This is a genomic window from Frateuria sp. GZRe12 (assembly GCF_051900535.1).
In the GTDB taxonomy this organism is placed as follows: Bacteria; Pseudomonadota; Gammaproteobacteria; order Xanthomonadales; family Rhodanobacteraceae; genus Frateuria_A.
The window spans coordinates 66,175-75,452 of sequence record NZ_JBHZGI010000005.1; the positions used below are offsets into that span (position 1 = coordinate 66,175).

The window sequence follows — 9,278 nt, forward strand, 5'->3', positions numbered from 1 at the left end:
GCGGTTCCGCTCCAGGATCAGCGGTGGCCGCGCGCCAGTTCGGCCGCACGACGCTGCTCGGCGCGGCGACGGTCCTGCGCCGCGAGCAGCTGTTGCCGCCGCGTCGGCGGAAGCGCGGGCGCCTGATCGGCGATGAGGCCCAGCTGGCGGCCGATACGCAGCGCCAGCTGGCGCCACCGGGTGGTGGGCCACAGGGATGGATGGGGAAGCTGTGCATGCGTGCTCATATGCGCATCCTGAACCGTCGAACCGGGCCTTGGCGGCGATGTGATCGCTGCCTGGAATGCTGAATGTGCACCGAACCTTGTTAGATACCTGTAATGCGCAGGCTACGGCCGTGGCGATGAGCCCGCTGGCGCGCTTCGACGCCGCCCTTACGGCCGTCGGACCAGACTTTCCGGCACGCACAGCCAAGGGAAAAAAGCCATGGGCAACCAACGCAACGAACCCGGCCGCGAACCGATCGGCGGTCCGATGGATCCGGGGGCCGGGGGCAAGACCGCCGGCTCGAACACGCAGAGCCAAGGGGGCATCAGCCACAAGGTCGCCCAGGCGGCGCGCGAGGAATTCGATGCCTCCGCGGGGCTGCCCGGTGGCCTGCCGCGCGTGGATCCGCCGGGCCTGTCGATGGACGAAGGCGGTCCGGCGCGCAAGGGCAGCGCCGAGCAGGGTCTCAGCGGCGACGACGGCGGGCACGTCTCCAGTGACAGCACCGGCGTGCCGGCTTCGCGCAATTCCGGTGCGGCCGCCGACCTGGGCGCGCAGCAGGACACCCGCGTGCATGGCGCGCCGCGTGATCCGGCCGAACGGACCACCGGTGCGGATTCGCCCAACCGCGGCGGCACTGACGGCTCGCCGGGTGGCCCGGCGCGCATGGCGCCGTCCCGCATGCCGGGGGAGGAGGCCGACGAAGGCGTGATCCAGGGTGGCCAGAGCGGCAATGACGCGCAACGCGATTCGCAGATCTGAGGCCAGCGCTTTTTCTGCTCACCTCAGAGAGGTCAACCCTGGCAGCCTTAAAGGCGCATGCATGCCCTGCACGACCGTGAACGGAATACATCCACCTGTATGCAGTGGCGCACGACTGGCCGTCCGAGTCAGGCAACGTCAAGGTAGCGCGCGACCGGCAGTGCTACGGTCCGAGCTTCTGGGCCGACACGGTGGTGGCTGTCCGAAGGGCAGGCATCCGCCAAGGGCTCGCTCATGAAGGAGAAGGCGCACATGGCACATTCGACATTCCGGTGGGCCGCGGGATCGCTGGTAGTCACCGCGATCGCGCTCGGCGGTTGCACGAACTACGTGAAGAAGGCCGATTACGATGCCGCAATCGCCGAACTGCGCGCCAACGACCAGAAGCAGCAGCAGCAGCTCGACTCGCTGACCCAGGAAATGCAGCAGCGCTTCGCCAAGTACGACGCCCAGATCTCGCAGATGGCCGGTCGCGTACGGCTGGATACCGCGGCGCACTTTGCTTTCAACGACTCCACCCTGCGTGACGAGGACAAGCCGTTGCTGGACGACTTCGCCAAGGTCGTCAGCCAGCATTACCCCGATGCCGTGATTACCGTGGAAGGCTTCGCCGATCCGGCCGGTTCGGCCAGCTACAACCGTCGCCTCGGCGAGCGTCGTGCCCAAGCGGTGCGCGACTACCTTGCGCAGAACGGGCTGTCCGCCGACCACCTGCGTGCGGTCAGCTACGGCGAGGCGAGCGATCGCCAGGTCGAGCGCGGCAAGACGCGTGAGGAAGGCGCCTCCAACCGGCGCGTGACGCTGGTGGTGGATTTTGCTGGGCAGTCCAGCGGCGATCAGTCGATGTCCTCCGGCACGACCGGTTGACCGGCCAGACCCGGCGCTTCGACCGAAGGTCGGGTCACGCGAATGGTTCCCTTTGAATGGCGGGCGCGTCAGCCCGCCATTCATCCGTTGCGTGGCGCATTTTGCGCTATTGCCGCCCCCGCGAACCGACGCCAATGAGATTCCTGGCCTTCGCCAGGTTGATACTTATGGCCATCCGCTCAATGGCGTCGAGCCAACAGGCCTTTTCGCAGATCGTCGCCGCCCGTTTTCCATGGGCTACGGCGTCTGGCGGGCCCAGTCATGGTCAGCATGCGCGCGCAGGCGACAGTCACGGCGCACGTCGGGTGCGCCGAGGAGATGCCATGGGATCGCGCGCTCACGTAATGGACGTCTAGACGTCCATAAATGATGGCGCATGCGACGCGTGCCAGGGCAGGGCGCGGAAGCGATGCGGTCCGGATCCGGCGGCCGCCTCCTGCATGCGGGCGCTGGCTTGGGCGGCCACCGGCGAGACAAAAGGATGGCCGGCCCTGTGCGGGCACCGCGCAAACCAAGGTGAACGCACGCCTGTAGAGGAGGCCGTTGATCTTGGGCTAAGGGCTTCTTTATGGCCCTGCCGATAGGGTGGAAAGGGTCCGCCATCCGAGCGGACTTTCCCTTCCAAACGACAGGAGAAACGCATGAGTGACGACAAGCGCGGTTTCGCATCGATGGACGAAGAAAAGCAGCGTTCCATTGCCAGCAAGGGCGGCAAGGCCGGGGGCGGTGATCACGCCACGCACGAAGAGCATGTGCGCGCAGGCCAGCAGAGCAGCGGCGGTACGCACGAGCAGCACGTCAAGGCGGGCCAGCAGAGCCACAAGAACGATTGACCCCATCGGTCCATGCAAGGGCGAAGGGCGGCCATGGGCCGCCCTTCGCCTATCCGGCATTCGCCCGTCTATGATCCTGCCACCGCGATGTGCGGCTTTGGGAGGACATCCGATGAAGCGTTTCCACATGGTGCTGGCGCTGGGCGGCTTGCTGCTGGCCGGTTGTTCGTCGCACGATCAGGCTGCCGACACATCAGTAGGCGCGCCCACCGCCGCCGCGCCCACCGTGGCCGACCAGCCACTGGACCTGTGCAGTCTGATGCCGGTGGCCGATGTGGCGGGCATCCTGCAGGCCAATGGCGCCGACACCGTCACCGAACAGACACCCGGCGCTGGCGGCATGTGCTCGTATCTGCACCAGCCGAAGCCGGGCGACTACCGGACCAAGCTGCTGATCGACGTCACCCGCATGGCGTCGCCCGACCTGGCGAAGCAGGCGCTCGCTGCGCATCGCCAGGACTTCACTGATCGCGGCATCCAAGTCACGCCGGTACCCGGGCTTGGCGACGAGGCGTTCCTTTCCGACGCCGAAGGCGCCGCCGGGCTCAAGCTGCGCGTGGGCGCCTACCAGGGTCAGATCAATCTGCGCGTGGACGAGCGCGACCCCGCCTCGTTGCACCCGGCGGTGCTGGCGCTGGGCAAGCAGGTAGTGGCGCGACTGCACTGAGGCTGCATCGGGTGCCGGGGCCGGCCATAATCGGCCGCCCCCACCTCGCCGGAAAACGCCCATGAAGTTCCTGATGATGGTGTACGTCGACGACGCCCTGTTGCAGGCCCTCCCCGAGGGCGAGTTCGACACGCTCATGCGCGGCTGCCTCGCACATGCCGACGAGCTGCGCGCCGATGGCTGCGTGCTCGATTCGCAGCAGCTGGAACCGCCCTCGAGCGCCCGCTCGTTTCGCGTGCGCCAGCAACGCACCACCGTGTTCGACGGACCGTTTGCGGAAACCAAGGAATACCTGGCCGGCTTCAACCTGATCGAGGCTGACGATCTGGATCACGCGATGCGTATCGCGCAGGCCTTCCCGTGGGCGCGCATCGGTGCGATCGAGGTACGCCCGGTGCGTGACATGGACGCGGTGCGCGAGCGCGTGGGCGCCTGAAGCGATCGCCTTCAATGGCCGCCTGAAAAAAAAGGCCGCGCCTGCACGGGGCGCGGCCAGAAGAACCGAGCCACTGCCAAGCAGATCGGACACCGGCGGCGGAGGGACCGCGACGGCCCGGGCACGATAGGCGGCCGCTGTCTCAGGAATTCGGACGCCGTTTGCCAGACGCGAATCATCCGTTGTTGGCGCGTGCTTCACCCTTCCCGAACCTTCGCCGGAGCGGCAGCGTGCCAGGCGGGCGCCTGCACGTTTTCCGCTCGGCCGCCTCACACCCCCTAGACGGGTGTGGCGAGCACGATGGCAAGCACCCTCAACGGCAAGGAGTAATTCAATGCTGGTTACCATCCTGGTCATCCTGGTGATCCTCGCGCTGATCGGCCTGCCGACCTGGGGCTACTCGCGCTCCTGGGGCTACGGCCCCAGCGGTGGCCTGGGCCTGATCATCGTGATCGTGATCGTGCTTTGGCTGCTCGGCGTCTTCCACTGACGCCCTGAGGTGGCCGCCATCCGGGGCGGCCACGTGCGTGCCGTGCGTGGGAGAATGGGCAGCTCCCACCACGGCGCACACCCATGCTGGAACTGATCGGATTCGACGGCGATGACACCCTCTGGCACAGCGAGGGCTACTACCAGGCAGCCGGCGCCGAATTCCAGGCCATCCTCGCCCGTTACATCGATGTGACCGACAGCCAGGTGCAGGCGAGCATGCTGGCCACCGAGCGGTGCAACCTCAAGCTGTTCGGCTACGGTGCCAAGGGCATGACGCTTTCGATGGTGGAAACCGCGATCGCCCTCACCGGGGCGCGCATCGAAGCGCGCGACATCCATCGCATCGTGCAGCTGGGCAAGGCGGTGCTCGGGCATCCGGTGGAACTGCTGCCCGGCATTCGCGAGGCGGTCGAGGCCGTGGCCGCGAAACACGCGATCGTGCTGATCACCAAGGGCGACCTGTTCCACCAGGAAAAGAAGGTCGCCGAATCCGGCTTGTCGGATCTCTTCCGGCGCATCGAGATCGTCTCGGAAAAGAACGAGCGCACCTACCATCGCGTGCTGGGCGAATTCGGCCTGGCGCCGGCGCAGTTCGCGATGGTCGGCAATTCGCTGCGCTCGGACATCGAACCGGTGCTGGCGCTGGGCGGCTGGGGCGTGCACATGCCCTACCACGTGACCTGGGCGCACGAGCTGGAGACGGGACTGAGCGGGGAGGAAGAGCGCTTCGTCACGGTAGAGGACACGGCCGGTATTCCCGCCGCGGTGGCGCGGCTCGCCGAACGCGCGGCCGCCTCGTTGATCGCCTCCTGAGTTGGCCGCGATGGCTGACTCGCCGCCACGCGTGGTGCTGGACACCAACGTCTGCCTGGACCTTTTCGTGTTCGCCGATCCGCGTTGTGCGGGCCTGGCCGATGCGCTGCAGAACGGTGCCGTCGAAGCGGTGACCGTGGCGGCCTGCGAGGACGAATGGCGGATGGTGCTCGGCTATCCGCAACTGGCATTGGAAGATGCCGTAAGGGCTCGTGCGATCGCCGCCTTCGAGGCGCTCGTGCGGCGACTACCGGAAGCCCGGATGGCTGCGGTGCGCTTGCCGCGCTGCGCCGATCCGGACGACCAGAAGTTCCTCGAGCTGGCGGCGTGCGCCGGCGCGCGCTGGCTGTTCAGCCGCGATCGTGCGTTGCTTGCCTGGAACCGCCGCTGCCTGCGCGAGCACGGCTTTGCCATCGTGACGCCGCAAGCGTGGCGGGCGTCATGCCCGGAGGCCTAGGCATCCGCCGCAAAGGCGCGGATGCGCCTGTTCAGGGACTGTCCGCGAAACCGGTGTAGTTTTCGGGGAAGACCGGCGTGCCATCCTCTTCCAGTGCCAACAGGGCGGCCAGCGCTTCGGCCGCCGCCTGCTCGGCCTTGGCCTGTTCGCGGAAGCTGCGGTTTTCGCAGATGGCGTAGTACACCGGAAAGCCGTGCCTGTCCGTGGGCGACACGGCCAGCCAGGCGGTATAGCGCGAGCCTTCGGCGCTGGCGCCGGAGCGGACGAAATGGCGGTCGAAGTGGCGTTCTGCCATGGCGGTCACTGGAAGCGGAGCGGCAGTATATCCCGCGGCCGCCCAGCCTTCGGCCCGGAACGAGCCAGGAGAGGAGCATGCTGACATCCCAGACCGTCCAGTGCCCGTACTGCGGCGAGCCGATCGAACTCGTGCTCGATGCCTCGGCCGGCGACCAGCACTACATCGAGGACTGCCAGGTGTGCTGCCGGCCGATCAGCGTGCACGTCAGCGTGGACGACGACGGCGAGCCCCGCGCGACGATATCGGGCGAGAACGAGGCCTGATCCGGTCACCGGAAAGACGCGCTAGAACCTTCAACTCTCTGGCGAAAAGGGGCCGGCCAGCGCGGCGCGGGTGTGCTCGTCGCTGGCGGGAGTTACCGGCCGCGTCAGCTCCCAGAGCATGTGTGCGCGCAAGCCCAGCGCCCGTGCATCCTGCACCGTCCACAGCACGCACACGTCGCGCGCCAGTCCGCACACGTGCACCTCGGTCACGCCGCGCTCGCGCAGCCAGCCGGCGAGTCCCGTCGGCGGGCGCGTGCCGCCGGGGCCATGGTTTTCGCGAAAGGCGCTGTAGGAGTTGACCGCGACGTCGGTGCCCTTGCGCACGACGAGGTCCAGTGGCGTCCAGTCGATCGCCGGATGCAGCGCGGCGCCGGCCGTGCCCGCCACGCAGTGCGTCGGCCACAGCGTCTGAGGCTGGCCGTGCAACGTGATCTGCGCGAACGGTGCCAGGCCCGGATGGTTGGCGGCGAAGGAAACATGCTCGCTCGGGTGCCAGTCCTGCGTGGCGACGACGTGGCGATAGCGGCGGGCGCGAAGCAGGGCATCGATGCCGGGCACGATCGCGTCGCCCTCGTGGCAGGCCAGCGGACCGCCGGGCATGAAGTCGGGCTGGACGTCGACCAGGATCAGTGCGGTGTCATGCGGGCAAGGCGGTTGCGTCATCGGCGCAGTGTAGTGGGTCACCCTCCATGCGGCGGCGCGGGAGCTCCCTGCATAATGCCGCTTCACCAACGGCGGACGGCGATGCACTACGACCAATCCTGGATGGGCTATGGCTGGACCGGCGGCCTGCAGGCGGGCCTGATCGCGGCGGTGGTCGGCGCGCTGCTCTTGCTGCTGTTCCGCTGGCGCACGCGCCAGGCCTGGAGCCATGGCGCGCAGATGGGATGGGCCTTCGTGCTCGGCGTCGCGCTCGCCGCAAGCGGCGACCTGGCCGACCTCTTCTACTTCAACTACGCGCGCCTGCAGTCGGTGCAACTGCTGCGCGTGAAGCTGGCCGAGGTGCATGATCCGGACGGGCTGGGCACGCGCGTGCTGTGCGAGCTGGCGGGCGTGGCGATCGGCATCGGGCTCGCCTGGATGGCCAGCGAATGGGCGACGCGACGCAGGTGACGTAGGGTGCGCTCCAGACCACTACCTTTCGCCACGGGATGCATGCGGCTGCAGCCGCCCAACGCCTTCAGCCAGCCTGTGAAGCGAGTCGCCGCCGTGCCGCCGCAGCGTCCGGCTCCAGCATCTGCGAGGCGAGCATCCGCGCCTGCAGCCGGATTTCGGGCATCGCGATCGATTCCCAGCGCGCACTGCGCAACAGGCTGCCGATGCCGAACAGGCGTGGCCACGGCGTCCCTTCGTGGCACAGGCGGCCGTCCGGCGTTGCCTGGCAACCGAGGCCCAGCGGGTCGGGAGTGACGTGGCCGTTGGTGACCAACTGGCGCATCAGCGGGTGGACCGTGTTGCGCAGGTCGGTGTCCAGGCCCACGGTCTGGATCGCGATGTCTGCGCGTACCGGCGTGCGCGCGCCGGCGTGCCATGCCTGCAGTTCCACGCATCCCTGGGACGGCCTGGCGCCCGTGACGCGACCGCTCACCCGTTGCAGCCGCCCTTCGCGTTCGAGCGCCAGCACCTGCCGCTCGACCTGCGGCGGCATGCGGTGGCGCGCGCGTTCCCATGCCCAGCGGGCATGTCGAAGGAACCGTGCGCGTTCCGGCAGCGGTAGCGCGTCCCACAATCCGGGCGTGGAGGGACGCAGGCCGTCGATCACCACGCGCCAGTCATCGCTGGCGGCGATCGCCTCGCGCAACAGGCGAAGCCAGCGACGGACCTCGGGCACCTCGTGCATGGCATCGAGCAGCGCGCCGCCATCGTCGTCGGGCACCGTCGATACAGGCAGGTGCGCGGCGGGCAGCCGTCCGTGGCGGGAGATGGCGGTGAAGTGCGCATGCGGCCAGCGATCGGCCAGTTCCAGCAATACGTCCACGGCGGTCAACCCGAGGCCGACCAAGGCAACCTCGCGCGGCGCCGGATCCGGCCCAGCCTGTGCCAGCAGCGCCCACGGGTCGATGACGTAGCGGCCCTGGGCCAGCAGCGCGGCGTCGACGCCCTCGAGCGGCCGCACCGGCAACGCGCCGATGGCGAGGACCGCGGCATCCGCGCGACTGGCGCGTTCGCCCTGGATCACCGTGACGCCGTCGATCTCGGGCACCAGCGCATCGGCCGCGAACGGCACCACGCGCACGTCCACGCCGCGGCTGCGTGACTGCGCCAGGACGTGCGCTACCTCGTCTTCCAGGTAATCGCCGTACAGGCGCCGGGGCAGGAAATCGGTGCCGGCCACCTGCGGGTCGAGGCGCTGGGCGAAATCCAGGAAGCCGCGCGGCCGGCGCGAGAACATGCCCATGGTGGCCGCACGCACGTTGAGCAGGTGGCGCGGCGAGGTCGTGCCGTAGGCGATGCCGCGCCCGGGATGCGTCGCGCCGCCGGTGTACCAGTCCAGGTGCAGCGGCCCGCTGGCCCGGTCGACCAGCTCGCTGAGCAGCGCGACGGCCGAAGCACCGCCGCCGATGATGGCGACCCGTCGGAACATGGCGGCTCTCCGGTGGCCGGCGGTCAGCCCGGCAGCGGGCCGGCGATGGCCGGCCGCGAGGGGGGCATCCGCTGCCAGGTGGAGGTAGTCGGGGCATAGGCCAGGCCTGTGCCGGGAGCGCCCCCGAAAAGGTGCAGGCTCAGCGCTGCCTCGCGACCGGAAAGGTTGCGGCAGCGGTGCAGGCGCGACTGGTCGGCGTCGAACCACAACGCGTCGCCCGGGCCGAGCCAGTGGCGCCCGTGTGCCAGCGGGTCGCCGCCGTCGCTCTGGCGACGCCAGGCGTCGATTTCCAGCGCGCCGTGCAGAGGAATCTCCAGCCCCCAGCGCGCACCATGATCGTGCAACGCGGAGACGTGGTTCGCCGGCCATGCGATCAGCAGCAACTGGACGTTCTGGGTGCCGGTGCGCAGCGGCCGGATGCGTGGTGCGCCGGCGACGCGGGCGCGGGCGGCGAGCTTGGCCAGGCCCTCGGCGTGGACGCGGACCGCGCTGCCCAGTTCGCGGGCGAGGGCGGCCAGGTCGGGGTGCTCCCCTCGGCAGTGCGTCAGCGCGATGCGACGCAGCGCCTCCAAGCTTTGCCTGTGGTTTGCCATGCGTGG

The 9,278-nt window shown here is 68.9% G+C and carries 15 protein-coding genes; 10 read left to right on the forward strand and 5 right to left on the reverse strand.

Annotation, left to right across the window (positions count from 1 at the left end):
• Nucleotides 1-17 precede the first annotated feature (17 nt).
• On the reverse strand, nt 18-227 hold the full coding sequence (locus tag ACFWZ4_RS12460) for a hypothetical protein (RefSeq protein WP_439705008.1): 210 nt from the start codon (nt 225-227) through the stop codon (nt 18-20).
• Nucleotides 228-426: 199 nt separating this feature from the next.
• Between ACFWZ4_RS12460 and ACFWZ4_RS12465 the strand changes: the two genes are divergently transcribed.
• The 8 genes from ACFWZ4_RS12465 to ACFWZ4_RS12500 all read left to right on the forward strand — a co-directional run bounded on the left by ACFWZ4_RS12465 (nt 427) and on the right by ACFWZ4_RS12500 (nt 5,534).
• Nucleotides 427-969, forward strand: coding sequence for a hypothetical protein (locus ACFWZ4_RS12465; protein WP_439705009.1), 543 nt, complete (start codon nt 427-429; stop codon nt 967-969).
• A 252-nt stretch (nt 970-1,221) separates the two neighbouring features.
• Nucleotides 1,222-1,836: an OmpA family protein gene (locus ACFWZ4_RS12470; RefSeq protein ID WP_439705010.1), complete on the forward strand. Its 615-nt coding sequence runs from the start codon at nt 1,222-1,224 to the stop codon at nt 1,834-1,836.
• A gap of 641 nt (nt 1,837-2,477) precedes the next feature.
• On the forward strand, nt 2,478-2,669 hold the full coding sequence (locus ACFWZ4_RS12475) for a KGG domain-containing protein (RefSeq protein ID WP_439705011.1): 192 nt from the start codon (nt 2,478-2,480) through the stop codon (nt 2,667-2,669).
• A 112-nt stretch (nt 2,670-2,781) separates the two neighbouring features.
• On the forward strand, nt 2,782-3,336 hold the full coding sequence (locus tag ACFWZ4_RS12480; RefSeq protein ID WP_439705012.1) for a hypothetical protein: 555 nt from the start codon (nt 2,782-2,784) through the stop codon (nt 3,334-3,336).
• Between the two features lie 61 nt (nt 3,337-3,397).
• Nucleotides 3,398-3,772: a YciI family protein gene (locus tag ACFWZ4_RS12485; RefSeq protein ID WP_439705013.1), complete on the forward strand. Its 375-nt coding sequence runs from the start codon at nt 3,398-3,400 to the stop codon at nt 3,770-3,772.
• Nucleotides 3,773-4,106: 334 nt separating this feature from the next.
• On the forward strand, nt 4,107-4,262 hold the full coding sequence (locus ACFWZ4_RS12490) for a DUF3309 domain-containing protein (protein WP_439705014.1): 156 nt from the start codon (nt 4,107-4,109) through the stop codon (nt 4,260-4,262).
• Nucleotides 4,263-4,345: 83 nt separating this feature from the next.
• The gene (locus ACFWZ4_RS12495; RefSeq protein ID WP_439705015.1) at nt 4,346-5,077 is read left to right on the forward strand and encodes an HAD family hydrolase; all 732 of its coding nucleotides are present in this window, start codon (nt 4,346-4,348) and stop codon (nt 5,075-5,077) included.
• A 10-nt stretch (nt 5,078-5,087) separates the two neighbouring features.
• Entirely contained in the window at nt 5,088-5,534 is a 447-nt protein-coding gene (locus ACFWZ4_RS12500) for a PIN domain-containing protein (RefSeq protein ID WP_439705016.1), read from the forward strand.
• A gap of 31 nt (nt 5,535-5,565) precedes the next feature.
• On the opposite strand, the gene ACFWZ4_RS12505 is transcribed toward ACFWZ4_RS12500, so the two are convergent.
• Nucleotides 5,566-5,829: a hypothetical protein gene (locus tag ACFWZ4_RS12505; RefSeq protein WP_439705017.1), complete on the reverse strand. Its 264-nt coding sequence runs from the start codon at nt 5,827-5,829 to the stop codon at nt 5,566-5,568.
• 77 nt (nt 5,830-5,906) lie between these two features.
• On the opposite strand from ACFWZ4_RS12505, the gene ACFWZ4_RS12510 reads away from it, so the two are divergent.
• Nucleotides 5,907-6,095, forward strand: coding sequence for a CPXCG motif-containing cysteine-rich protein (locus ACFWZ4_RS12510; protein WP_439705018.1), 189 nt, complete (start codon nt 5,907-5,909; stop codon nt 6,093-6,095).
• 30 nt (nt 6,096-6,125) lie between these two features.
• Here the strand turns inward: ACFWZ4_RS12510 and ACFWZ4_RS12515 are convergent, their stop codons facing one another.
• Nucleotides 6,126-6,758 (reverse strand): nicotinamidase, encoded by a 633-nt coding sequence (locus tag ACFWZ4_RS12515; RefSeq protein WP_439705162.1) that lies wholly within the window; start codon nt 6,756-6,758, stop codon nt 6,126-6,128.
• A gap of 81 nt (nt 6,759-6,839) precedes the next feature.
• Between ACFWZ4_RS12515 and ACFWZ4_RS12520 the strand changes: the two genes are divergently transcribed.
• Nucleotides 6,840-7,208, forward strand: a complete 369-nt coding sequence (locus tag ACFWZ4_RS12520) for a hypothetical protein (RefSeq protein ID WP_439705019.1) — start codon at nt 6,840-6,842, stop codon at nt 7,206-7,208.
• A gap of 67 nt (nt 7,209-7,275) precedes the next feature.
• Here the strand turns inward: ACFWZ4_RS12520 and ACFWZ4_RS12525 are convergent, their stop codons facing one another.
• Nucleotides 7,276-8,679, reverse strand: coding sequence for an FAD/NAD(P)-binding protein (locus tag ACFWZ4_RS12525; RefSeq protein WP_439705020.1), 1,404 nt, complete (start codon nt 8,677-8,679; stop codon nt 7,276-7,278).
• A 23-nt stretch (nt 8,680-8,702) separates the two neighbouring features.
• Nucleotides 8,703-9,272, reverse strand: a complete 570-nt coding sequence (locus tag ACFWZ4_RS12530; RefSeq protein ID WP_439705021.1) for a cysteine dioxygenase — start codon at nt 9,270-9,272, stop codon at nt 8,703-8,705.
• Between the last annotated feature and the right edge of the window lie 6 nt (nt 9,273-9,278).

Excerpts from the sequence above, each read along its gene's own strand:
- ACFWZ4_RS12510 (WP_439705018.1), top strand. The coding sequence starts at position 5,907 with ATGCTGACATCCCAGACCGTCCAGTGCCCGTACTGCGGCGAGCCGATC.
- ACFWZ4_RS12525 (WP_439705020.1), bottom strand. The coding sequence starts at position 8,679 with ATGTTCCGACGGGTCGCCATCATCGGCGGCGGTGCTTCGGCCGTCGCG.
- ACFWZ4_RS12520 (WP_439705019.1), top strand. The coding sequence starts at position 6,840 with ATGCACTACGACCAATCCTGGATGGGCTATGGCTGGACCGGCGGCCTG.
- ACFWZ4_RS12485 (WP_439705013.1), top strand. The coding sequence starts at position 3,398 with ATGAAGTTCCTGATGATGGTGTACGTCGACGACGCCCTGTTGCAGGCC.
- ACFWZ4_RS12530 (WP_439705021.1), bottom strand. The coding sequence starts at position 9,272 with ATGGCAAACCACAGGCAAAGCTTGGAGGCGCTGCGTCGCATCGCGCTG.
- ACFWZ4_RS12480 (WP_439705012.1), top strand. The coding sequence starts at position 2,782 with ATGAAGCGTTTCCACATGGTGCTGGCGCTGGGCGGCTTGCTGCTGGCC.
- ACFWZ4_RS12465 (WP_439705009.1), top strand. The coding sequence starts at position 427 with ATGGGCAACCAACGCAACGAACCCGGCCGCGAACCGATCGGCGGTCCG.
- ACFWZ4_RS12500 (WP_439705016.1), top strand. The coding sequence starts at position 5,088 with ATGGCTGACTCGCCGCCACGCGTGGTGCTGGACACCAACGTCTGCCTG.
- ACFWZ4_RS12490 (WP_439705014.1), top strand. The coding sequence starts at position 4,107 with ATGCTGGTTACCATCCTGGTCATCCTGGTGATCCTCGCGCTGATCGGC.
- ACFWZ4_RS12515 (WP_439705162.1), bottom strand. The coding sequence starts at position 6,758 with ATGACGCAACCGCCTTGCCCGCATGACACCGCACTGATCCTGGTCGAC.
- ACFWZ4_RS12470 (WP_439705010.1), top strand. The coding sequence starts at position 1,222 with ATGGCACATTCGACATTCCGGTGGGCCGCGGGATCGCTGGTAGTCACC.
- ACFWZ4_RS12505 (WP_439705017.1), bottom strand. The coding sequence starts at position 5,829 with ATGGCAGAACGCCACTTCGACCGCCATTTCGTCCGCTCCGGCGCCAGC.
- ACFWZ4_RS12460 (WP_439705008.1), bottom strand. The coding sequence starts at position 227 with ATGAGCACGCATGCACAGCTTCCCCATCCATCCCTGTGGCCCACCACC.
- ACFWZ4_RS12475 (WP_439705011.1), top strand. The coding sequence starts at position 2,478 with ATGAGTGACGACAAGCGCGGTTTCGCATCGATGGACGAAGAAAAGCAG.
- ACFWZ4_RS12495 (WP_439705015.1), top strand. The coding sequence starts at position 4,346 with ATGCTGGAACTGATCGGATTCGACGGCGATGACACCCTCTGGCACAGC.